General features: G+C 31.3%; 29 protein-coding genes. 21 read left to right on the top strand and 8 right to left on the bottom strand.

The window, feature by feature from the left end:
* Positions 1 to 12 precede the first annotated feature (12 nt).
* The 7 genes from ACNMOQ_RS09040 to ACNMOQ_RS09010 all read left to right on the top strand — a co-directional run bounded on the left by ACNMOQ_RS09040 (position 13) and on the right by ACNMOQ_RS09010 (position 5,963).
* Positions 13 to 771 carry a dihydroorotate dehydrogenase electron transfer subunit gene (locus ACNMOQ_RS09040; protein ID WP_017000579.1) on the top strand — a complete coding sequence of 253 codons (759 nt, stop codon included), beginning with the start codon at positions 13 to 15 and terminating at the stop codon, positions 769 to 771.
* Entirely contained in the window at positions 768 to 1,694 is a 927-nt protein-coding gene (locus tag ACNMOQ_RS09035) for a dihydroorotate dehydrogenase (protein ID WP_017000581.1), read from the top strand. The genes ACNMOQ_RS09040 and ACNMOQ_RS09035 overlap by 4 nt, the downstream gene beginning before the upstream one ends.
* Positions 1,695 to 2,387, top strand: coding sequence for an orotidine-5'-phosphate decarboxylase (pyrF, locus tag ACNMOQ_RS09030; RefSeq protein ID WP_017000583.1), 693 nt, complete (start codon positions 1,695 to 1,697; stop codon positions 2,385 to 2,387).
* A 5-nt stretch (positions 2,388 to 2,392) separates the two neighbouring features.
* Complete coding sequence (gene pyrE / locus ACNMOQ_RS09025; RefSeq protein WP_026023706.1) at positions 2,393 to 3,001, top strand: orotate phosphoribosyltransferase; 609 nt, start codon at positions 2,393 to 2,395, stop codon at positions 2,999 to 3,001.
* A 28-nt stretch (positions 3,002 to 3,029) separates the two neighbouring features.
* Entirely contained in the window at positions 3,030 to 3,308 is a 279-nt protein-coding gene (locus ACNMOQ_RS09020) for a hypothetical protein (RefSeq protein ID WP_064204064.1), read from the top strand.
* Between the two features lie 325 nt (positions 3,309 to 3,633).
* Positions 3,634 to 5,229, top strand: a complete 1,596-nt coding sequence (locus ACNMOQ_RS09015) for a DASS family sodium-coupled anion symporter (RefSeq protein WP_416349747.1) — start codon at positions 3,634 to 3,636, stop codon at positions 5,227 to 5,229.
* A 326-nt stretch (positions 5,230 to 5,555) separates the two neighbouring features.
* On the top strand, positions 5,556 to 5,963 hold the full coding sequence (locus tag ACNMOQ_RS09010; protein WP_194200836.1) for a VOC family protein: 408 nt from the start codon (positions 5,556 to 5,558) through the stop codon (positions 5,961 to 5,963).
* Between the two features lie 68 nt (positions 5,964 to 6,031).
* Here the strand turns inward: ACNMOQ_RS09010 and ACNMOQ_RS09005 are convergent, their stop codons facing one another.
* Positions 6,032 to 7,723, bottom strand: coding sequence for an Rqc2 family fibronectin-binding protein (locus ACNMOQ_RS09005; protein ID WP_416349746.1), 1,692 nt, complete (start codon positions 7,721 to 7,723; stop codon positions 6,032 to 6,034).
* Positions 7,724 to 7,896: 173 nt separating this feature from the next.
* Here ACNMOQ_RS09005 and gmk point away from each other — a divergent pair, with 173 nt between their 5' ends.
* From gmk to priA, 4 genes are all read left to right on the top strand, one after another.
* Positions 7,897 to 8,520 (top strand): guanylate kinase, encoded by a 624-nt coding sequence (gmk, locus tag ACNMOQ_RS09000; protein ID WP_017000160.1) that lies wholly within the window; start codon positions 7,897 to 7,899, stop codon positions 8,518 to 8,520.
* Positions 8,520 to 8,720 (top strand): DNA-directed RNA polymerase subunit omega, encoded by a 201-nt coding sequence (gene rpoZ, locus ACNMOQ_RS08995; protein WP_017000158.1) that lies wholly within the window; start codon positions 8,520 to 8,522, stop codon positions 8,718 to 8,720. Before gmk ends, rpoZ begins: the two co-directional genes overlap by 1 nt.
* A 196-nt stretch (positions 8,721 to 8,916) precedes the next feature.
* Positions 8,917 to 10,119 (top strand): bifunctional phosphopantothenoylcysteine decarboxylase/phosphopantothenate--cysteine ligase CoaBC, encoded by a 1,203-nt coding sequence (gene coaBC, locus ACNMOQ_RS08990; RefSeq protein ID WP_070045131.1) that lies wholly within the window; start codon positions 8,917 to 8,919, stop codon positions 10,117 to 10,119.
* Positions 10,116 to 12,524, top strand: coding sequence for a primosomal protein N' (gene priA / locus ACNMOQ_RS08985; protein ID WP_218705430.1), 2,409 nt, complete (start codon positions 10,116 to 10,118; stop codon positions 12,522 to 12,524). The genes coaBC and priA overlap by 4 nt, the downstream gene beginning before the upstream one ends.
* Positions 12,525 to 12,624: 100 nt before the next feature.
* Here the strand turns inward: priA and ACNMOQ_RS08980 are convergent, their stop codons facing one another.
* The 6 genes from ACNMOQ_RS08980 to ACNMOQ_RS08955 form a co-directional block, all read right to left on the bottom strand.
* Positions 12,625 to 13,827, bottom strand: coding sequence for a tyrosine-type recombinase/integrase (locus ACNMOQ_RS08980; protein ID WP_239706160.1), 1,203 nt, complete (start codon positions 13,825 to 13,827; stop codon positions 12,625 to 12,627).
* Between the two features lie 11 nt (positions 13,828 to 13,838).
* Positions 13,839 to 14,300 (bottom strand): ImmA/IrrE family metallo-endopeptidase, encoded by a 462-nt coding sequence (locus ACNMOQ_RS08975; protein WP_282461051.1) that lies wholly within the window; start codon positions 14,298 to 14,300, stop codon positions 13,839 to 13,841.
* Positions 14,301 to 14,319: 19 nt separating this feature from the next.
* Entirely contained in the window at positions 14,320 to 14,691 is a 372-nt protein-coding gene (locus ACNMOQ_RS08970; protein WP_416349745.1) for a hypothetical protein, read from the bottom strand.
* 94 nt (positions 14,692 to 14,785) lie between these two features.
* Positions 14,786 to 15,889, bottom strand: a complete 1,104-nt coding sequence (locus tag ACNMOQ_RS08965; RefSeq protein WP_416349744.1) for a hypothetical protein — start codon at positions 15,887 to 15,889, stop codon at positions 14,786 to 14,788.
* A 210-nt stretch (positions 15,890 to 16,099) separates the two neighbouring features.
* Positions 16,100 to 16,339: a hypothetical protein gene (locus ACNMOQ_RS08960; RefSeq protein ID WP_416349743.1), complete on the bottom strand. Its 240-nt coding sequence runs from the start codon at positions 16,337 to 16,339 to the stop codon at positions 16,100 to 16,102.
* 193 nt (positions 16,340 to 16,532) lie between these two features.
* Positions 16,533 to 16,892, bottom strand: coding sequence for a helix-turn-helix domain-containing protein (locus ACNMOQ_RS08955; protein ID WP_416349742.1), 360 nt, complete (start codon positions 16,890 to 16,892; stop codon positions 16,533 to 16,535).
* Positions 16,893 to 17,026: 134 nt separating this feature from the next.
* Between ACNMOQ_RS08955 and ACNMOQ_RS08950 the strand changes: the two genes are divergently transcribed.
* From ACNMOQ_RS08950 to ACNMOQ_RS08940, 3 genes are all read left to right on the top strand, one after another.
* Complete coding sequence (locus ACNMOQ_RS08950) at positions 17,027 to 17,242, top strand: helix-turn-helix transcriptional regulator (RefSeq protein ID WP_416349741.1); 216 nt, start codon at positions 17,027 to 17,029, stop codon at positions 17,240 to 17,242.
* Between the two features lie 203 nt (positions 17,243 to 17,445).
* The gene (locus ACNMOQ_RS08945) at positions 17,446 to 17,709 is read left to right on the top strand and encodes a helix-turn-helix domain-containing protein (protein WP_135032826.1); all 264 of its coding nucleotides are present in this window, start codon (positions 17,446 to 17,448) and stop codon (positions 17,707 to 17,709) included.
* Positions 17,710 to 17,723: 14 nt separating this feature from the next.
* The gene (locus ACNMOQ_RS08940; RefSeq protein WP_416349740.1) at positions 17,724 to 17,927 is read left to right on the top strand and encodes a hypothetical protein; all 204 of its coding nucleotides are present in this window, start codon (positions 17,724 to 17,726) and stop codon (positions 17,925 to 17,927) included.
* Here ACNMOQ_RS08940 and ACNMOQ_RS08935 read toward each other — a convergent pair.
* Entirely contained in the window at positions 17,910 to 18,209 is a 300-nt protein-coding gene (locus tag ACNMOQ_RS08935) for a hypothetical protein (protein WP_416349739.1), read from the bottom strand. The two genes, ACNMOQ_RS08940 and ACNMOQ_RS08935, sit on opposite strands and share 18 nt — an antisense overlap.
* An 87-nt stretch (positions 18,210 to 18,296) precedes the next feature.
* On the opposite strand from ACNMOQ_RS08935, the gene ACNMOQ_RS08930 reads away from it, so the two are divergent.
* The 7 genes from ACNMOQ_RS08930 to ACNMOQ_RS08900 all read left to right on the top strand — a co-directional run bounded on the left by ACNMOQ_RS08930 (position 18,297) and on the right by ACNMOQ_RS08900 (position 23,725).
* A complete protein-coding gene (locus ACNMOQ_RS08930; protein ID WP_416349738.1) occupies positions 18,297 to 18,992 on the top strand; it encodes a BRO family protein in 696 nt (231 codons plus the stop codon).
* Between the two features lie 187 nt (positions 18,993 to 19,179).
* Entirely contained in the window at positions 19,180 to 19,683 is a 504-nt protein-coding gene (locus ACNMOQ_RS08925; protein WP_416349737.1) for a helix-turn-helix domain-containing protein, read from the top strand.
* A gap of 10 nt (positions 19,684 to 19,693) precedes the next feature.
* Positions 19,694 to 19,870, top strand: a complete 177-nt coding sequence (locus ACNMOQ_RS08920) for a hypothetical protein (RefSeq protein WP_167751623.1) — start codon at positions 19,694 to 19,696, stop codon at positions 19,868 to 19,870.
* A gap of 107 nt (positions 19,871 to 19,977) precedes the next feature.
* Positions 19,978 to 20,169 carry a hypothetical protein gene (locus ACNMOQ_RS08915; protein ID WP_416349736.1) on the top strand — a complete coding sequence of 64 codons (192 nt, stop codon included), beginning with the start codon at positions 19,978 to 19,980 and terminating at the stop codon, positions 20,167 to 20,169.
* Between the two features lie 72 nt (positions 20,170 to 20,241).
* Positions 20,242 to 22,218 carry a hypothetical protein gene (locus tag ACNMOQ_RS08910; RefSeq protein WP_416349735.1) on the top strand — a complete coding sequence of 659 codons (1,977 nt, stop codon included), beginning with the start codon at positions 20,242 to 20,244 and terminating at the stop codon, positions 22,216 to 22,218.
* Positions 22,219 to 22,242: 24 nt separating this feature from the next.
* A complete protein-coding gene (bet, locus tag ACNMOQ_RS08905) occupies positions 22,243 to 23,022 on the top strand; it encodes a phage recombination protein Bet (protein ID WP_416349734.1) in 780 nt (259 codons plus the stop codon).
* Positions 23,012 to 23,725: an MBL fold metallo-hydrolase gene (locus ACNMOQ_RS08900; RefSeq protein ID WP_416349733.1), complete on the top strand. Its 714-nt coding sequence runs from the start codon at positions 23,012 to 23,014 to the stop codon at positions 23,723 to 23,725. The genes bet and ACNMOQ_RS08900 overlap by 11 nt, the downstream gene beginning before the upstream one ends.
* Positions 23,726 to 23,729 lie beyond the last annotated feature (4 nt).

Genomic DNA, 23,729 nt, shown 5'->3' with positions numbered 1-23,729 from the left:
AGGGGGATCACAATGTCTCATTTAATGACAGTTGTATCAAATAATCAAATTGCAGATGCTATTTATGAATTAAAAGTTTATGGTGATATTACGAAAAATATGAAAAAACCTGGCCAATTCGTACACATAAAGGCAGGTATGGGTACTGAACATATGTTAAGAAGGCCTATATCAATTTGTGAAGTGAATCGAGAAGATGAGACTTTCACAATGCTTTTTAGAAAAGAAGGGCAAGGAACTGAAAAAATTTCTAAACTAAAATCAGGAGATTCTATAGATGTTATTGCGCCTTTAGGTAATGGTTTTCCAGTGGAAGAAGCACAAAATACCGCTTTATTAGTAGGTGGCGGTATTGGTGTGCCTCCACTATATGAATTATCTAAACAACTTAATGCAAGAGGAATTAAAACAATTCACGTGTTAGGTTTCCAAAGCGCAAAAGATGCATTTTATGTTGAACAATTCGAATCTTTAGGAGAAACGTATATAAGTACGGTTGACGGAAGTTTAGGTACAAAAGGATTTGTTACAACTGTTATTGAACAATTAGAAACACCTTTCGATATATTTTATAGTTGTGGTCCCAAAGTGATGCTCAAAGCATTAAAAGCACAATTAAGTGATGTTAAAGGTTACATTTCTTTAGAAGAACGCATGGGTTGTGGGATTGGTGCATGTTACGCCTGCGTGTGCCATACTGATGATGATGTAGGTTATGTTAAAGTATGTACAGATGGACCAGTATTCGAAAAAGGAGCCGTTATCATATGAGTAGATTAAATGTAACACTACCAGGTTTAAATTTGAAAAATCCAATAATGCCAGCAAGTGGATGTTTTGCATTTGGTAAAGAATTTAGTCAGTTTTATGACTTATCAGAGCTTGGATCTATTATGATAAAAGCTGCTACTAAAGAAGCAAGATATGGGAACGAAACACCTCGTGTTGCCGAAACTGCTAGCGGAATGATAAATGCTATTGGATTACAAAATCCAGGGGTTCATCATATTATTGAACATGAGCTAAAATATTTAGAGCAATTTGATGTACCAATTATTGCTAACGTAGCTGGTTCAACAGAAGAAGAATATGTATATGTAGCAGAACACATTTCAAAATCACCTAACGTACATGCATTAGAATTAAATATTTCATGCCCAAACGTTAAAGAAGGTGGCATACAATTCGGAACAGTACCAGAAGTAGCAAGTGATTTAACGAAAAAGGTAAAAGAAGTATCTTCTGTTCCAGTGTATGTTAAACTATCTCCTAATGTTACGAACATTGTTGAAATGGCTAAAGCAATCGCTCAATATGCAGACGGAATCACGATGATTAACACTTTAGTTGGTCTACGTGTTGATGAAAAAACAGGAAAGCCGATAATAAGTAATATTGTTGGTGGTTTGAGCGGGCCAGCAATTAAACCTGTAGCTTTAAGAATGGTTTATGAAGTTAGTCAAAATATTGATATTCCAATCATTGCAATGGGTGGCGTTAGAACAGCTCAAGATGTAATCGACTATATATCAGTAGGTGCAGATGCAGTAGCAGTAGGAACAGCTAATTTTGAAAATCCTACAGTATGTAAAGAAATTATTGATGAATTACCAAGTTTATTAGATAAATTAGGGGTACAACATATTCACGAACTTAAAGGTAGAACATATAGACAAGAAGGAGTTGTAAAATAAATGAAAGATACACCAATTATTGCATTGGATTTTGCAACGCTGAAAGAAGTAGAAAATTTTTTAGACTTATTTGATGAACCACTATTTGTGAAAATTGGAATGGAACTATTTTTACAAAATGGTCCTGATACAATTAAAGCAATTAAGGATAGAGGACACGACATATTTTTAGATTTAAAGCTACATGACATACCAAATACTGTACAAAGTGCATTGGCGGGATTAGGAAAATTTAATATAGATCTTATTAATGTGCATGCAGCAGGTGGCATAGAAATGATGAAATCTGGTTTAAAAGGCCTGAAATCTACGAATCCTAACGCAAAATTAATAGCTGTAACGCAACTTACTTCTACTACTGAAGAACAAATGCAGAAAGAACAAAATATCCAAACATCTATAGAAGACTCAGTTGTACATTATGCTAAAAATACTAAAGATGCTGGTTTAGATGGGGTCGTATGTTCACCATTAGAATCTAAAATATTAAAAGAAACTCTTGGTAAAGAATTCTTGAAAGTAACACCGGGAATACGATTAGAAACGGATAAAACGCATGATCAACAACGTGTTACAACTCCAGAAGAAGCGAAAAATCTTGGTTCAACACATATTGTTGTAGGCCGTTCAATTACACAACATACGAATCCAGTGGAAAGATATCACGAAATATTACAAAGATGGAAAGGATAATGAACATGACTTCAAATATTGCACAATCATTATTAAAGATAAAGGCGGTTACACTTTCACCAGAGGATCCTTATACTTGGAGTTCAGGCATTAAATCGCCAATATACTGTGATAACAGAGTCACGTTAGCTTACCCTGAAATAAGAGAAGACATTTATAAAAGTTTAATTAATTTAATAAAAGAACATGCTAATGAAGTAGAAATTATTTCAGGGACTGCAACAGCTGGCATACCTCATGCTGCATTTATCGCCGATGATCTGAAGCTACCTATGAGTTATGTAAGATCAAAAAGCAAAGGGCATGGTAAAGGTAATCAAATTGAAGGTGCTTCAAGCAAAGGAAAAAAAGTTGTTGTCATTGAAGATTTAATTTCTACAGGTGGTTCTTCAATCAATGCAGTAGAAGCATTATTAGAAGATGGTGCTGAAGTTTTAGGTGTATTCGCAATATTTACATATGGTATTTCCAAAGCAGAAGAAGCATTTAACAAAATTAATGTTCCATTTTACACTTTATCAAACTATGATGAACTTGTAACTGTGGCAGAAAAAGAAGGATTTATAGAAAATAAAGATATTAAAACTTTAAAAGAATGGAAAGATACTTTATAATGAACTCATATAAAGGGGGCCGTATTTTATGGAAAGTGAACATCGTTTAACTGCTGAAGAAGAACGTGAGCAGATTAAAAAATGGGGACACATTAATGATTTTCTTAAAAAAGATTCTAACAAACCGGCGGACTTTGAGCATTCAAAAGTAAGAGACGACAATTTTAAAGAAAGAACCGGCTATACAAATAATACAAATGTAGACAGAGATAGAAGATATGATTTAGACGATAAAAACATTTTCAAAAGTATAAAAAAAGAACTAGAGAAGAACGGATTCTTTAATACAAAAGAACAAAACAATTAAAAAATTTAAATTATAGCTATTTCTGAGGCTGGGGCATATATACACGCCCCAGCCTCGATTCATTATAATGGCAGTAGCTGACTGGTTTGAAAATGCACTTATATCAAGCTTTTTCAACCCCAGTCATTCTTGCCGAGGTGGGACTACGAAATCTTTTTAATAAAATGAGATTTCTGGCCCACTCTTTTTTATAAATATATATATAATTTTATACTTCCGTATATATAAAAAGCATAAATATTATAATAATTTAATAAAAATAGTATTCTAAAGAAGTAATATTTGTTAAAATGTAAACGAATACAATTTAAGGGGATAGTAATATATGAAAGAAAAGGGAAATAAACTTACCGATAAGCTTTGGAAAGAAAGTGGAAGAACTAAAGAAATGTTAAAGTTCTTTTCAGCAGATGCATTAAAAGGACAAAAAGAACCAGAACCAAAGTTAAAAGCATATAATACAGCACAGTTAGTAGGATTAATTTTAGGGCCTTTATTATTTTTAATTGTCTTATTATTTGTTAGTCCACCAGGACTCAGCCAAAAAGGGGTTTATGTTATGGCTGTAACACTTTGGATTGCAGTTTGGTGGATTACAGAAGCTATCCCTATTCCGGCAACGAGTTTAATGCCTTTATTCCTATTTCCTTTAGGGGGCGTAATGGATAGCGAAACAGTGTCTAGCGCTTATGGGGATGACATCGTATTCTTATTCTTAGGTGGATTTATTATTGCTATTGCAATGGAAAGATGGAACTTACATACAAGGATTGCACTTGTTATCATTAAAAGTATCGGGACAAGTACAGGGCGAATTTTATTAGGATTTATGATTGCTACTGGTGCTTTATCGATGTTTGTGTCTAATACAGCAGCAGTAATGATCATAATTCCAATTGGTTTAGCTATTATTAAGGAAGCACATGAATTAACAACTGATGATTCTAAAGAACATCATTTATCACAATTTGAAAAATCGCTTGTTTTAGGTATCGGGTATGCCGGTACAATTGGTGGTTTAGGTACTTTAATTGGTACACCACCGTTAATTATTTTAAAAGGACAATATGAGAAAATATTTGGAGAAGAAATTAGTTTTGCCCAATGGATGGTTATGGGTGTGCCAGTAGTTATTATTTTATTAGCTATTACATGGGCATATTTAAACTTTGTGAAATTTAAACACGATATGAAGGAGCTACCAGGCGGTAAAGAAATAATTACAAAAGAATTGAAAGCTTTAGGTAAGACAACTTATGAAGAAAAAATCGTGTTAACATTATTCTGTTTAGCAGCATTTTTATGGGTATCAAGAGAATTTTTACTTTCACAATTTACATTTACAGAGCTTGTTAAAGATGGAACGATTTCAATGTTCGTTGCGGTATTATTATTCTTAGTGCCCGCAAAAAGAAAATTTGCTCGAATTTTAGATTGGTCTATTGCAAAAGACTTACCATGGGGTATTTTATTACTATTTGGTGGAGGTTTAGCTGTAGCATCAGCTATTACAGAAAGTGGTTTAGATAAATGGATGGGTAAACAAATATCTAGCCTTGAAGGTATTAACATCATCTTGATTATCTTTATTGTTACACTGTTCGTACTATTCTTAACTGAGATTACATCGAATACAGCTACAGCAACAATGATATTACCGATTTTAGCGACTATAGCAGTGGGTATACACATACATCCACTTGCGCTGATGATACCAGCGGCTATGGCAGCAAACTGTGCATTTATGTTACCAGTAGGTACACCACCGAATGCGATAGTATTTGGTACAGATAAAGTATCCATTCGAGAAATGGCGACAACAGGATTCTGGTTAAACTTATTCAGTTGTGTTGTAATCGTGATATTTGTTTGGTTCATGGTGCCATGGTTATTCGGCATCGATTTAATGTCTACTAAATAAAAAGTGCATAATTATTAAAAACTAATTTTATAAATTACAAATGGATTTATAAATAAAAAGCGTCACTCCGTTAATTCAAAATATGACGGAGTGGCGCTTCAGTTTGCTTTTAGCTTATTATTTTATAAAAGTTTTTATAATCAATGTTTATCCTAAGAACAATTTTATGAAGACATAACCTATAATGATGATTGCTAATAAGATGACAACCGGTAATAATAATGACAATGACATAATATCTCTCCTTTGTCTTTAAACCTTATAATGATTATACTCATTATATAAGATAAAAGAAACAATTTAAATACGTTAATGGAGTGAAACCAATGATACCTAAAATAACGACATTTTTAATGTTTAATGGTGAAGCGGAAGAAGCTATTAAATTTTATACATCTATTTTTAAAGATAGTGAAATACTAACTATGGTTAAGTATGACGAAGAAGGGCCAGGTGAACCTGGAACAGTACAACATTCTATATTTAAAATAAACGGTGAAATTTTTATGGCGATTGATCAAAGTAACGGAGTAGATATTGAAATGAACCCAGCAATGTCTTTATATGTTACTTGTGATAATGCTATGGAAATGGAAACCTTGTATTCAGAATTAAAGTCAGGCGGTGCTATTTTAATGCCTAAAACAGAAATACCCCCAACTTTTAGAGAATTCGCATGGGTACAAGATAAATACGGCGTTAATTTCCAATTAGCATTGCCAGAAAATCAATAAAAAATAGCAGTGAATTCTCCACCAACGTGGAATTTTCACTGCTATTTTTATAACTTTATTTTGGTAAATTATTTCTTTAATAATTTCTTTATATCATCATAGTCAGTTGTAACATATAGCGTCGATTGATGATCATAAGTTACAAATCCTGGCTTTGCTCCGCTTGGTTTGTGTACATTTTTAATTTCAGTATAGTCTACAGGTATTTGACCTGATTGACTTGCTTTTGAATAATATCCTGCAATCATTGCCGCTTCATTTATCGTTGTTTCTGTAGGCTCTGTATCTTGTATAACAACATGTGAACCTGGAATATCTTTAGTATGGAACCAAAGTTGGTTCTTTCTTGCGATACGATGTGTAAGATAATCGTTTTGTTTATTATTTTTACCTAATAATATTGTTTGACCATCAGATGATTCAAACGTTGTTAAAGTAATTTTATTAGATTTTTTCTTTTTATTATTTTTACGTCTTTTTACAAATCTTTGTTCTTCTAACTCTTCTCTAATATCATCAATATCTTCAACAGAAATATGTTTAAGTTGTTGTTCCAATGACTCGAAATATAGAATGTTAGATTGAGTAAGTTTAATTTGTTTTTCTAATTCTATTTCACGCGTTTTTAAACGGTTATATTGTTTATAATAATATTGTGCGTTCATAGAAGGTGATTTAGTTGGATCTAAAGGAATAGTAATAGGCTCGTTATTGTAATAATTAATTGTTTCTAACGATTCATCACCTTGTTTTATTTGATACATATTTGCTGTAATTAATTCACCATATAATTGTTGTATATCTTTAGTACTTGCTGCTTCTTGTTCGTTAATAAGTTTTTCTAACTTATGCTTATTCTTCTGTAAATGTTGGTCAACAATTTTAACTAAGTCTAATGCACGTTGTTTTACACGTTCTCGTTCTCCACGAGATTCATAAAAACGGTCTAAACATTCATGTAATGTGTTAAAACTTGTATAGTCTTGTCCATAAGAATGTAGAGGCATAAAATAGAAAACTTCTTTACCAGTTGAGTGGTTGTTATATATGACTGGCTTAGGTTCTTCCTTTACTTCGTTAATCACTTCATCGAATGTTTCTACAAGCGTACTTTGGTTCATGAACGGTCTTCTAGATACAATTTCTTTTGTGATAAGTGGACTAAATCCTTCGAATTGTTGAAGTAATTGTCTATCAATTTTACCAGAATTAAAATCAATATATTTATTAATATCGTCTACTTCAAAAGGATTCATTTTCTTAGTTGTAGGTGGATATTCATATTTAAAACCTGGCATAATCGTACGAGCAGTATTTGTATTGGGTGTATGATGTTTAAACCCATCTATAATTTTACGTTCACCATCTACTAAAATAATATTGCTATGTCTTCCCATTATTTCTAAAATGAGGGTACGTTTTCTTAAGTCACCAATTTCATCTCTTGAATGAATATCGATTTCAACTAATCTATCATTTCCAATTTGCGTTATCGCCTGTATGATACCACCATCGAGATGTTTTCTTAAAACTCTTAAGAACATCGGTGGCTCAAAAGGATTCTCTAGTTTTTCTTCAGTAAGATGAAATCTACTAAAATTAGCATGCGTAGATAATAATAAATGATTATTCTTTCTTTCACTACGAATTGTTAAAATAATAGTGTCGTTACTTGGTTCTGTTATTTTATGAATTCGCCCAGTTACGAGCGATTGTATATCTTCTACTATCTTTCTTGTAAATAAGCCATCAAAAGCCATTTGCATTCACACCTTTTTAAAAAGTCAATTTATTGTAACATGTAAGGGATTAAATGAGTATATTTCTGTTTAAAGTTTACAACCTCTCTAGCCATACAGAATTGAAGTATGGTAAGATATAAAAAACAAAATGATGATAAATCGTTAGTATTCATTAGGAAAGGTCGTTTGACATGAACATAGAAAAAGGGTTACTGATTGTTCTCTCAGGTCCGTCTGGTGTCGGAAAAGGAACAGTAAGAAAATCAATCTTTGATGATCCTAGTACCGATTTTAAATATTCTATCTCAATGACTACAAGGAATATGCGTCCAGGTGAAACTGATGGCGTAGATTATTTCTTTAAATCAAGAGAAGAATTTGAAGCTTTAATTGCCGATGATCAATTTATAGAGTATGCTGAATATGTAGGTAATTATTATGGTACACCTGTACAATATGTAAGGGATACAATGGATAACGGATATGATGTATTTTTAGAAATTGAAGTGGAAGGCGCTAAACAAGTTAGAAAGAAGTTTCCTGAAGCTTTATTTATATTCTTAGCTCCACCAAGTTTAGAGCATTTAAAAGAAAGACTTGTTGGTAGAGGCACAGAATCGAATGAAATTATTCAAAATCGTATTACTGAAGCCCGTAAAGAAGTAGAAATGATGAATCTTTACGATTATGTTGTCGTGAACGACGAAGTAGAATTAGCGAAAGCACGTATTCAATCAATTGTTGAAGCTGAACATTTGAAAAGAGAACGTGTAGAAGCTAGATATAGAAAAATGATATTGGAGGCAAAAAAATAATGTTATATCCAGCACAAAATGAACTTAAAGATAGTATTAACTCTAAATATTTAATCGTAACAACAGCTGCAAAGAGAGCACGTGAACTTCAAGAATATCCTGATAGTTTATTATTAGATGAGTATCGTTCTCTTAAAAATGTAGGACAAGCACTTGAAGAGATTGCAGCTCATAAAGTACAAGCTAAACTACAAGATTAATATCTCCATAATATCAGCAGGCTGGGACATTATCATGTCTCAGCCTTGTTTATTATATAGACAGTAGCTGATTGGACTGGAAATGCGCTTATAACATACTTTATTCAATTTAATATATAGATTGAATTCATGACAGTATAAATTAAAGAATGTATAATAAGTGTTAATAATAATTGTAATTTGGAGGCGTACACAAATGAAGAATATACTTCTAGCTGTTACTGGTGGCATAGCTGCCTATAAAGCGATTGATTTAACAAGTAAATTAACACAAAACGGATACGTAGTGAGAGTGATGTTAACTGAAAATGCCCAACAATTTGTTACTCCTCTAGCTTTCCAAGCAATCAGCCGTAATCATGTTTATACAGATACTTTTGACGAAAAAGATGTTAGTGAAATACAACATATTACTATAGCAGATTGGGCTGATGCTGTTATTGTTGCGCCTGCTACTGCAAATACTATTAGTAAGTTGGCAAATGGGTTAGCAGATAATATGGTCACATCTACATTACTAGCGACTACAGCGCCTGTATTTATCGCACCAGCGATGAATGTTCATATGTTGGAACATCCTTCTATAGTAGCGAACATGGCTAAATTGAGAGAGTATGGTTATAAATTTATTGCACCTGGAGAAGGATATTTAGCATGTGGTTATGTAGCCAAAGGAAGAATGGAAGAACCGATTACAATATTAACGATTATTGATGATTATTTTAAAGAAAATTTAAACCTTCAAACTTTTTCATTACAAGGCAAAAAAGTTTTGATAACTGCAGGTCCGACTATAGAAAAAGTTGATGCAGTAAGATACTTTACAAATCGCTCTAGTGGAAAGATGGGTTATGCACTGGCTGAAGCAGCAAGGGACCTAGGTGCCGAAGTTATATTAGTAAGTGGAGAAACTCAATTGTCTCAGCCTAAAGGTGTGGAATACGTCCAAATTACAAGTGCGGAAGATATGTTTCAAGCTGTGAAACAGTACAAAGATAATATGGATATGATTATTAAAGCAGCAGCTGTAGCTGACTATACTCCAGTTGAAACATCAGATAAGAAAATGAAAAAGCAAGATGGCGACCTTGAATTAGTCTTTAAACGAACGACAGATATTTTAAAATATTTAGGTGAACATAAACAAAATCAATATTTAGTTGGTTTTGCAGCAGAAACCGACAATGTAGAAAAATATGCTATGGGTAAATTAAAAAAGAAAAATGCTGATGTGATTATTTCTAATCATGTTGCAAATCAGGAAATTGGATTTAAATCTTCTGATAACGAAGTTGAAATGTTCTTTGCTAATGGAGATAGAGTACCATTTAAGAAAGAATCTAAACAAAAAATAGCATTTAAAATTTTAAACGAAATTGCAAGTAGGTGGAATTCTTGATAGCTCATGTAGTAGTAGATATACCTTCTAAAAATGTAGATAAAACGTTCGATTACAAAATACCACAAGACATTGAAGAAATCGTTAAAGTTGGTGTGCGTGTAGAAGTGCCATTTGGTTCAAGAAAAATCCAAGGCTTTGTTATCGACATTAGTGAACATTTATCTAGTGATATAGATGCCTCTAAATTAAAATCAATAATAAGAGTTAAAGATTTTAAACCAGAACTTACATCTGAATTGATTAAGTTAAGTGAATGGATGGCGAATTTTCATTTAGTTAAACGTATATCCGCTCTAGAAATCATGTTGCCAAGCGCTGTGAAAGCAAAATACCAAAAAGTTTATCAAGTAAATGACCCAGAACCTTTACCGGCAGAATTGTTAAATACCTTCAATAAAGAAGGTATTTTAACTTTTGATCAAGCTCAGAAACTACAAATTGTTTCAGAGCTTGAACATTTTGTAGATAAAGAAATATTGTCTAAAGATACGATTGTAGGTCAACAATTAACGCGTAAATATGCAACATGTGTACGGATTATACCGACTGATAGATTAGATGAAATATTGGAAGCTATTAGTAAAAAGGAAAAACAATTAGATGTGTTAAATTATTTGATAGAGCATCGTCATGAGGATGTGTTGTTAAGAACATTAAAAGAAGAAGGATTTTCAAATTCTAGTATTCAAACACTTGTGAAAAATCAAGTATTGGAAAAATATGAAGCGATCGTTAATCGTGATCCGTATGAGAACAGAATATTCGAAAAAGAAAATAATAAAGAACTTACTGAAGCACAGCAATCAGCTTTCGAAAATATAGATAAATCAGTTTCAAATGAAGAATCAAAGACATTTCTATTACACGGTGTCACAGGTTCAGGTAAAACTGAAGTGTATTTACAAACGATAGAAAACGTCCTTAATCGAGGTGAACAAGCAATAATGCTTGTTCCTGAAATTGCATTGACGCCACAAATGGTTAATAGATTCAAAGCGAGATTTGGTGATGAAGTTGCAGTTCTTCATTCAGGCTTATCAAAAGGCGAAAAGTATGATGAATGGCAAAAAATTAGAGATGGTAAGGCGAGCGTTTCAGTCGGTGCTAGATCAAGTGTCTTTGCACCATTTGAAAATTTAGGTCTTATTATAATTGACGAGGAACATGAATCGACATATAAACAAGAAGATTATCCAAGATATCATGCCCGTGAAATTGCCATATGGAGAAGTGAATATCATAATTGTCCTGTTGTGCTAGGCTCAGCAACGCCAAGTTTAGAAACATTTGCACGCGCAGAAAAAGGTGTTTATCATTATTTAGGATTACCAGACAGAGTGAATTTGCAAAAAATGCCTGAAATAGCGTTAGTGGATATGAGAGAAGAACTTCAAGCAGGGAACCGTTCAATGTTCTCTGAACCATTAACAAGAGCGATTCAAGATAGAATCAATAAAAATGAACAAATCGTATTGTTCTTAAACAGAAGAGGGCATTCGTCATTTGTATTATGTAGAGATTGTGGACATGTACCGCAATGTCCAAATTGTGATATTTCATTAACTTATCATAAAACAACAGATGATTTAAAATGTCATTATTGTGGATATAGTGAACCGATGCCACCGACTTGTCCAAGTTGTGGTAGTGAACATATTAGACAAATGGGTGTGGGTACACAAAAGGTTGAAGAACTTATATATGAAACATTCGATAATGCCAAAGTTATTCGAATGGACGTAGATACTACGTCTAAAAAAGGCGCCCATGAGCGACTGTTAAATGCATTTGGAAATCAAGAAGCAAATATATTATTAGGAACACAGATGATTGCTAAAGGATTAGACTTTGAAAATATAACATTAGTCGGAGTTCTAAATGCAGATACAATGTTGAACTTGCCTGATTTTAGATCAAGCGAAAAAACATTCCAACTCTTAACACAAGTAGCAGGGCGTGCAGGAAGACATGAGAAGACTGGAGAAGTAATGATACAAACGTATAATCCAGAACATTACGCTATTCTAGACGTAACTAAAAATGATTACTTATCTTTTTATGAAAAAGAAATGAAATTCAGACAAGTAGGAAGATATCCACCATATTACTTCCTTGTTAACTTGACCATTAGTCATTTCGATAAAAGAAAAGTATTAAAAGCATCGAAACATATACATGATATTTTAGTACAACATGTGACGCCACAATCATTTGTGTTGGGTCCTTCACCAAGTCCGTTATCACGTATTAACAATCAACATAGATTCCAAATACTTATTAAATTTAAAAGCGAACCAGGGCTACTTACAGCACTGCAATACTTAGATGACTACTATCACGAACAATACATGAAAGATAAACTATCATTAGAGATTGATATAAATCCGCAAATGATGATGTAGAATTTTTCTATAAATGCTTTTATATCAGTGACTGTAGGTGTTTAATCGCCTTGCTACAAACTAGCAAGGGCAATTAAAGGGCAGAATCAGACGTTTTTCGTTAAGATGGTATACTTTCTAATTTTTCAACGAGTAACTTATCCATCTTTTCTGTAACGTGTGTATACACTTTTATTGTTGTTTTTTCATCGGTATGTCCTACACGTTTCATGATTGCTTTTAATGAAATATTCATTTCAACGAGTAAACTTATATGAGTGTGTCTAAAAGTATGAGTAGTAATATGTTTATCTAATTCTAGGTTCTTAGCAGCAATAGCTAAGAGCCTATTTATTTTGTGTGAATAAAGTGGGTTACCACCAGCTGTAGTAAATATAAATCCTCTATCATTATATTTATCATGCCATTGAGCCATTTTTTTGTGATCTAATATAACTGATTTTAGTATTTCACATGACCGTTTATTAATTGTTATCACTCTATGAGAACCTTTAGTCTTTGCTGTATCTTTATAACCATAACCTTCTTTATATTTAATCCAATGTATTGTCCCGTTTACTGTAATTGTTTTGTTATTTAGATCAATATTAGAAACTTGAAGCGCCTGTACTTCACCAACTCTTAAACCTGTTAAAGCTTGAAGTTCTATAATACTTGCAACTAAGAATTTAAGTCTTTTATTATTATATTTACTATTAAGAATGTTATCTCTAATTTTTAATACAGTATTCATTTCCAGATAGTTATATTGTTTTTGTTCTTCTTTTTCTATTTCATCGATAGTTTTAGCTTTTTTAGGTATAGTGACATCATTATAAATAATTTTTAAATTGGTTTTATAATAACTGTCAGCGTGTTTAAGTATGTTATTAAGAATATTAGAAATTCGTATTGCAACGTTTGATTTATAATTATCAAAAACATCTAATATTAAAGTTTGTAAAAATGGAAAATCAATTTTACTTAATAATACATTGCTATCAATTGATTCTTTTAAATGTTTAACTAATGTTTTGTGGTTTTTTAATGTGGTAGCTTTTATACCTGACGTTTTTATATGCAAACTAAACCACTGATTTATAACTTCATGAAAAGTAACATCTTCTATCTTCATAGAATCTTTAGATAATGTTTGGCTTATTTTTTCATCCAGTAATTTTATTGCTTCTCTTTTAGATTGTTTATTATTAGTATTTAAAACAACACTAGTTCGTTTCCATTTATTCGTGTAAGTATCTTTAAATTTTTCATAATAACGATATTGTGTTTTGCCATCTTTGTTCTTAAATTTTTCTATCCACATGTATATACCTCCTAAATCGATTTAACGCCTACTAGACGATGCGTTTTACTTCTATTCATTAGTAACTCCAAACGTCGATAAGCGTCCTTAAATGGCACTCTAAAATACTCTATAATTAAATCTACAGTCCATAAATTATTAGTTACTATTAAACGTTCAGGCATACGTAATAATAATGAAAATTTTTCAGCTTCAGCTTCTTGTTTATAATTAAATAAACTTTTCATTTTTGTTTGATTACCAAAATGCATGTAGAAATGAGCAAACTCATGACAAAATTCATTCCACATATTTTCAGAACTATCGTTTCTAACGCATATGACATCTCTATTTCTAATTTTTGCATATAATGTAGTAGGCGAGTTATAGACTACTATAATGTTATATATGCTACTTATATAATCAATATTCAAATCGCTTCTATCCAAAATTGTATATGCTGTAATTTCGTTAACAACGTCTTCCACTCTCATAAAATAACCTCCCCCGATATTAATCAAATGATCTAATTAATTTAATAACCTTGCCGATGATATTAATGTTATTTATATCTTCGATAGGGTGGGTTGTATTATCAATAGAAACATAGTTAGATAGTTTTTTAATTTCAAAGTGTTCTTCATCGCAAAATCTTATTTCAGCTACATATTTCGAAAAAGGTGTACCATTAAATTCATCATCGAGTATTACTATATCTCTATCAAATAATAATGGTTCTATATTATCTGTATTATCAAAGTAGATACAGATACCTTTATCATTATTCTCAATTCTCTTATTATCTTTTGAAGTAGCAAAATTAGTAATATCCATTCTAAATTGTTTATATCTTTCTGGTATTTCAATTAAAGTGTTCGTATTCATGTTAAATTCCTCCTAATATTAGAACGTATGTTCGGTTTAAAGTTGTAATAAAAGCCGACCAGTATATTTAGTGGTCAGCTAAATTTAAAATTTATTAAAATTCTAATCTTAGTTTCTTTTCTTCAAATGTGACATCCATAGATTCATCGTCAAACATTTCAGGCAGTATAAAATCTAGCCATTCTATATTGTCTGCAGTGGATGTTTCCAATTCATAATAAATCATTCCACTTGATTTAACTTTTCCCTTTAGTTCAGTTTTAATTAATTTTTTTGGCGTGATTAATGATGGTTCTATTTGTTCTTGGTTATTTGTTACAATCTCTGCTTGATCGATAAAATATTCACTTGGTGTTTCAGATGTATTTTCAAGTTCAAGTTCTATTCCTAATACATACGCTGTATCTCCTGTAGAATAGTTTTCGAAGTTGTATTCATTTTCTTCTGTAACTTTAACTTTATATGTTTTCATTTCTTTAAAGTTTACATTTAAATTACCAACAGGTTGTGTATAAGTAATATCTTCAGATTTAACTTCTTTAAAATCATCTTCGGTGTACATAGATTCTGATTGTTCTTCATCACTATCTTGTGTAAAATCATTAGTTTCATCCTCTAAAGATTCTTCTTTATCTAATAAATCCATTAATTTTTCTATTTTTTCATTTGTTTTTTTATTTAAAGTTTTTGTGACTTCGTCATCATCTATTTCATTATTTGTATATTCCGAAAAGCGTTCTTCACCTAATTTTATTTGTTCATCAAATTTTGAGTCTGATATTTTATCATTTGAATAGTCTTTCAAGGCGTCTGACATTATTCTAAGACCTTCAGTAAAACCTTTATTAACTGAATTAAATGTATGAATTGGTTCTTTGTATTTCTTAGTAATTTTCATATCTTTTGTTTCTTTTTTAAATGTAGTCCTAGATTTTTCTAAAGCATTTGCTGATTTGGTATATTCAGAAATAATTTCTTCATCGATTACATCATCGGGATTAGTTTCACTTAAATAATTCATAAGATTATAAATTTCATCTACAGTTTTGTAAGTATATTTGTGATATTGATCAACAAATTTTTCGTGTTGATTATTTGTTTCAGAATTTTGTTTTGTATTTTTTCCCTCTTCGGTGTTATCTCCACATGCTCCTAACAACAAAGTTATTGATAAGGTAGCTATTAATATCTTTTTCATTTATGCATCTCCTTGTATTTTAATTTATATTTAAAACATTAATTGTTATAATGAATGGGATATTGGGCGCTCGTGGTCATATTATTGTTCTCATACTCAATGACTATGCGTTGCACTTTCTAACTACTTTTACTGAGTTTGTTAGCTTAGCTCAAAGTTACCATATCTAAAAATTAGACTTAGGTTTTCTTTGAATTCACCCAATACATACTATATATTACTATATAGTAGGGCAATTATTTTACCAGTAAACGGACTAGTAGCTTTAATTCCTAGGCTAGATGTTGGTACTGTTGAACGAGAGAATGTACTTTCTAAAGATGTTAGATTCTTGATAGTTGAACCATTCCCTTCGCTTATTAGTTTATAAGAACCAGATGGTGCAATTGCTTTACCTAAAATTTTAGATACTTTGGTAGCAGTTCCGTTGCTCAATTGTGTTATCGCCACCGTTTTTTATCGGTGGCTTCTTTGTGTTTCCACAAAGTTCAGCATATGTGTTTATCCCATTAATATTTACAACAATATTAATTTGTCACTTTTTATTGATAGTGTAATAAAAAATAAATGTCTAATAATTTAATACAATATAATTTTGTCTAAAAAAATATAAGCTGAATAAGATCAGTTTATATTTTTCTTTCTATTTTTCGCCTTTTGCACGTTTATCTTTCTCTATATAATAGTCTGTTAGGTCAGATATTTCTTTCATGATTTCTTTCTTTCGTTCTTCAGAAAGTTCATCCCAACCTTCTTTATCGGAGAACATTAATACTTCGGCATCTTCTAGTAAGTTTGTACTTTCTTTCTTTTCTCTACCATGTAATTCATCAAGAGTAACATCAAATAAATCTGCGAGTTTATATTGAAGTGAAACATCCGGAGTTCTAGTACCTTTTTCATATGCTGTATATGCCGGTCTTGAAACATCTAATATTTTTGAAACTTCTAATTGAGTCATTTTCTTTTTCTTTCTTAAGGATGTTAAATTTTCATGTAACACTTTGTTCACCTCTTTAAATATATTGTAACTCATTGTTACACTTAAAATAAGTATCGATTTGAAACTTTAGTGTTGACAATGTAACATATTGAAACTATAATAAATGTAACGAATTGAAACAGGAGGTGCTGAAAATGAATTGGATAACAGATAGACGAAAAATTCTTGGGTTAACACAACAAGAAGTTGCAGATAAAAGCGATATCGATAGAGCTTACCTTTCACTTATAGAAACAGGTAAAAGAAGCCCGAGTGTTGTGGTAGCTAAAAGATTAGCTTTAACTTTACAAGTTGACTGGACTATTTTTTTTGACCAACAAGGTAACGAATTGAAACAACCTTGTAATTAGAACATATGATTTATTCGACTAACTTAATAATACGAAAAAATAAGTGAACATGATAGACCAGTCAGTTCACGGTTGGCGTTCTAGTAGAGCGTTTACGAGCGAGAGTGAGCGATGATAAGAGCCACACTTAAATACATTAAATAGTCATTGCGAGGACTAAATGTTGTATTAGAACGCCAACAAAAGAAAAGGAGGAATATACAATGCCAAAACTTATTACACCACCAAATCAAAGTAACACATTAACTGGGGAAGAAAAATTTGTTGAACAAGTATATGCAAAGCCTGCTCATTTACACAAATTATGTGGGATAGGTAGAAGTACAGTTTATAAGTTGTTAAAAGAATACGATGAAGATGATAAGGGCGTTAAAGAATTATATGTAAGTTTATCTCCTACACTCACATTAGTAGATATTCAAAAGTTTAAGCAATACCTAAACCAACGACACAAAAAATGGATTTAAAGGAGGAGATTAAGTTGAAACTAAAACAAATTTTAAAAATAACACTCCTAATCATCATCTTGGCGGAGGAGATTAAGAGTGTTAAAGGAAAATACGTTGATTCAAATGATTTCAGGACATTATCAAACCCATGTTTAAAAATTTCAAACTATGATGGGAAATTAAAGATGACCCAACTAGATAATCATGGTAAAGAACAATTATTGTATTCTAGGTAAATATTTACCATCTTTCATCTTGTCGAGCTCCCAATTAGTTTTCACTATTACATTATGACGAGTATTGATGCTTATAGTTTTAAAACCATTATGGTAATCGGTTTTGATAATTGTAATTGGATAAGGAACATCTTGGTCGTATATAAAATCGACATCAGCATAATCTTCTATTGTTTCATGGTTGTCGAGAGATACCCAAGGAGTTTCAATCGTAAGGTCAAAATCAGACGACTTATCGAATTTGTACTCAAATGGATATTCTTTGCTATCAGGAATATTCATATTTTCTCACCACACTTCCATAATAAATTAAATTAATTGTACCAAATCAAAATAATAAATCTATAACAAATTAAGGAGGTCATTTTAATGACAAATGAATTACAAATTTTTAAGAATTCTAGTTTTGGAAATTTAGAAGTTTTAACAATAGAAGGTAAGCAATTGTTCCCAGCAATTAAAGTAGCTGAAATATTAGGTTATTCAAATCCTCGGAAAGCAGTAAGAGATCATACTAAAGAACGTGGGGTAACGATTCGTTCCGTCATCGATTCTCTAGGACGTAATCAAGATAAAAAGTTTATTGATGAAGGTAATTTATACAGACTAATTACTAAATCAAAACTACCACAAGCAGAACAATTTGAAGAGTGGGTATTTGATGATGTTTTACCAACATTAAGAAAAACTGGTTCATATCAAGCAAAACCTTTAACAACATCACAACAAATTCAGTTAATAGCTCAAGGAAACACAGAATTAGATGAAAGAGTAACAGCAATAGAAGAAAACTATCCAATAATGCATGGAGAAGCAAAGCATATTCAAAAATTAGTGGCAATTAAAGTAGCTGAAATTGTAAGAAACAAATTCAATGGGTACTACAAAGCAGTTTCTAAAAAGTTATTCGCAGAATTATACAAAAGTATTAAAAATGTTTTTCAAGTTACAACGTATACAAGTATCCCTAGAGGTCGATATCAAGAAGCAGTGAAATATGTAGAAAGATGGCAACCATCATATGAAACAGTATATCAATTGGAACAAGAACTTAAAGAAGCATAAAAAAATAACTGAACTAGGTGACCAAACCTAGTCCAGTTGCACTCAACGACCAAATTGAGATTTTAGAACACATCATTTATTCGACCAAATGATGATACTTATATATTAACGCATGACTTGTGAACTTTAAAGGCAGAACAGTTAACCAAACAATACAAAAATATAGATTATAGAGAGGATTTTTAAAATGACACACGTAATTAATAGACAAATCGAACGAAGGGGAATTACGCAACAGAGTTTGGCAGATATGGGTTTAACTACAAAAAGTAATGTATCAATGATGGTTAAAGGAGATAGAAATATTTCATCTGACACTTACAGAGCATTCGCAACAAACAGTAATGACGGTGTGTTTGTAACAGATACATTAAATGAGTTTTCAAATGGTTTTTCAACACCAGCGCATAATGACGAAGTTTACTATGATCACCCTGGATTAATTAAAAACCAGTTAATCAAAGAAATGAAAGAAGCCATCTACGCTTTAGAAAACTGTAGTTTCTTGAAACGACCAGAATTCATGAGCAGAGAAGAAAAAGACAATGTTTTATCAACGATGTCTGAATGTAAAGACGTATTGTTTCAAGGACAAATGTTTCTAAACAAAGCATGTGAACATATTGAACAAAATCCTAGAAATGTAGCAAAAGCACATGAACAGAAATTAAAAATGGAACGCAGAATATAGGAGGGATTAAATGAATATTTTAAAGTATCCGTTATTAACATTAGTACTTGTTATTGAGTTCTTTATTATATCAAGTTTTTCAGTCACACCAATAGAACATTCATTAATGTTTTGGTTAGCTACAGTAATGTTTTTCGAAATGTTCGACCACTTATTCAACGATTTGAATAACGAAGAAGATATTTAAAGGAGGGATCTAAATGTTAGAAGTAGGAGAAAGACGTTATAGCAATTTTCAATTACAAGGTTTTTGGTTTGAGAAAGAAGTTTTTTTACTACGGTGACTATGTCGATATGAAAATTACATGTAATAGAACAGAGCAATTAGTCGTATCAGCTTGTTTCACGTCTGCTGATGATTATGAAACGCAGAAAGAAAACATCATAGCAATGTTAAATGACTATCTAGACAAAAATACGACCGAAAATGAAAGATTATTTAATTACTTGACCAGTAATAATTGGAACCATGATTTATTCGACTAAAAAAAGACACCTAAAAAAGGTGTCCGACTAAGAAATTCACTTATTTATATTATACCACAGGAGGAGAAAGATATGGATATTAAGTTAATCAAATTAGTACTTGATAACTTTAAAGGTGCTAAACACTTCGAATTAAATGCTGAAGGTAAGGACATAGTAGTAAGGGGAGAAAATAACACAGGTAAGACAACAATAGCAGATGCTTTTTATTGGTTGCTATTCAATAAAGACAGTAAAGGTAGCACAAAGTTTGCAATTAAAACATTAGATAACGTAGGCGATGAAATTAACAACCTTAAACACAGTGTCTATGCAGTATTAAAAATAGATGGCAAAGAGCAACATATCAAAAAGACTTATTCAGAAAAGTGGACTAGAAAACGTGGACAAGCAAAATCTAGCTTTACTGGACATGAAACTGTATACGAACTAGGTGCTACAGAAGAAGAGCTAACACCTAAAAAATTAAAAGACTTTAATGAGTTCATTAACTCAATCATAAGTGATGAACAAATATTCAAACTAACGACTAATCCATTTTGGTTTAACAGTTTAAAACAAGATGAACGTAAAAATATTCTAATGAGTTTGGTTGATGAGGTTACAGATGAAGATGTAATCAAATCAGATACTAAATTAAAGGAACTTAAAAAGTTGTTGGGCGATGGATCATTAGAAGATTTTAAAGCAAGAATAAAAAGAAATAAGAAAGCTATCAATGACGATTTAAAAGCAATACCTGTTCGTGTAGATGAAATTAATCATAATATGCCAGACGTACAAAAGTATGATAAAGACAAATTAGAAAAAGAATTAGCTAGTATCAACGAAGAAATAAAAGCCATAGATGGACAAATTAAAGATATTGAAAATGGATTATCTGTAGAAAAAATAGAAAAAGATATTAAATCTAAACAACTAGAAATTCAATATTTGATTGATAATCATGATGGCGACAGTAGACGCAAACTTACGTCATTGAACAATGAAGAATCAGAAAAGGAAAGAGCAGTAGCTGTAAAACGTAGAGACTTAAGTAATTTAAAAGCTGAATTACAAAGAAATGAAAGTGAAATGGAAGAACAAAACGAAAATTTTAAAAATCTCGGAACTAAGCATAAAGAATTAGTAAATGAACAAAAAGAATTTACAACTGCAACTGTCTGTGATTGTTGTGGTCAAGATATACCAGCACATATGCAAGAAGAAGCTATTAAGAAGATGGAAGAAAGCTACAACGCTGATAAGTCAGAAACATTAGAAAAAATACAATCAGACGGTATTGAAATCAGAAACAGAGTTAAATATCTTTCAGAACAAAATGATGAAATTGAAAAGTCTATGGAAACAATCAAGAAAGAGATTAATAAAGATACTCAATCTATAGATGAACTTAAAGAAGAAATAAAAGTTTTAGAAAGTAATAACACAAGAGTTGAAGATACAGACGAATACAAGCAAATAGATAGTGATATTCAAGCACTTAAAGAACAAAAGGGACAATCTATTCAAAGTATCAGTGATGATGTTAACGGCTTAATTGAGAGCAAAAAAGAGCCGTTACTCAATCAACAAAGAGATATCAAACAAAAACTTGATGATATTCAGCTCAGTCAAAGAGCAATAGAAAGAATTGACGAATTAGAAAGTAGACAAGAACAGTTAGCACAAGAATATAACGATTTAGAACATGCAACATTCTTAACAGAAGAATTTACTAAACAAAAAGTAAAACTAATGGAAAGTTCAATTAATGACAAGTTTGAGATTACTAAATTCAAACTATTCAACGTGCTAATCAATGAAGGTGTAGAAGATGTTTGTATAGCATTACACAATGGTGTTCCTTATGACAGTGGATTAAACAACGCAGCAAGAATAAATGTAGGTTTAGACATCATTAACGCTTTATCTAAACACTATAATTTCTATGCACCAATCATGATTGATAACGCTGAATCTGTTACAGACGTACACGAAACAATGTCACAACAAATTCAATTAGAAGTAAGTAAAAAAGATAAAGAGTTAACAGTAGAAGTAATTTAACAAAAATTAATGGAGGAATTTATAATGACAAATCAAAATCAAGTAGCAGAAAAAATGAGTACAACATATGAGGTAAACGGTGAAACAGTTAAATTATCACCTGGAATTATTAAAAAGTATTTAGTTAGAGGTAACAAAGAAGTTAATGATCAAGAAATTATGATGTTCTTATCACTATGTAAGTATCAGAAACTAAATCCATTCTTAAACGAAGCATACCTAGTTAAATTCGGTGGTGATGCTCAAATCATAGTAGGTAAAGAAGCATTTATGAAACGTGCAGAATCTAACACTAAATATAAAGGTATTGAAGCTGGAATTATTGTAGAACGTAATAACGAATTACACGAGATTGAAGGTGCAGTTAAGCTTAAAAACGACCAATTAATTGGTGGTTGGGCAAAGGTATATAGATCTGATAGAGATATGCCAGTTGTATCTAAAGTATCAGTCGAAGAGTATGACAAGAAACAATCTACTTGGAAACAGATGCCATTAACAATGATTAGAAAGACAGCTATCGTAAATGCTTTACGTGAAGCGTTTCCTGAAAACTTAGGTGCTATGTATACCGAAGAAGAAAGTATTCAACCAATTAATATGAATGATGATGTACAAAAAGAAATTAACCAAAACGCTAATAAAACAGCAATTGATATTCCTAAAGAGGAACCGCAAAAAGTAGAAAAAACACAAGAAAAAGAAAAGGTAGAAGTTGAACAACCTAAATTTGAAGAAGTAAAAGAGCCTGAACAAGCTAAGCAATCAATATTTGATAAAGGATTGTTCGGTAATGAAAATTAATTGTATTGGTAGTGGTTCCAGTGGGAACTGCTACCACATTACAGATGGAGATACTGAAATACTACTTGAATGTGGTTTTAATTTTAAAACAATACAAAAGGCTTTGAACTTCAAATTAAACAGTATTTCAGCTTGTTTAATCAGTCACAGTCATAGTGATCACATTAAAGGTTTAAAAGAAATAATGAATTATGGAATTGATTGTTATATAGGTGATTTAGAAAAACAATATTTAATCAAGAATGACAAACGATACAACAACTTTAGATTAAAAGGTATTCAACCATTAGAACATTTTAGGGTAGAGACATTTACGATATTACCCTTTGATGTGCAGCATGACACAGAACAACCTTTAGGGTATCTCATCCAGTCAGACAATGGTGACAAGCTGTTGTTTGCTACTGATACCTATTACATCAAATATACCTTTACAGGTCTTACACACCTATTAATTGAGTGTAATAACAGTATAGAAATATTAAATAGAAATGTTGAAACAGGTCTTCTTAATCACTCGTTAAAGAAAAGAATTAGAAAAAGTCATTTTAGTTTAGAGAACGTTATAGAATTCATTAAAGATTGTGACTTATCGCAGTTAAAAGAAGTTTATCTAATACATTTATCTGATAGTAATTCAGATGAAAAACTATTTAAGAAATCAATCCAAAGAGTAACAGGGCGACCTGTATATGTATTTTAAGAAG

It is taken from the genome of Mammaliicoccus lentus (assembly GCF_947036595.1).
GTDB classification, from domain to species: domain Bacteria; phylum Bacillota; class Bacilli; order Staphylococcales; family Staphylococcaceae; genus Mammaliicoccus; species Mammaliicoccus lentus.
The sequence above is the reverse complement of the archived record's forward strand: the minus strand, read 5'-3'. Positions and strand labels throughout refer to the sequence as shown.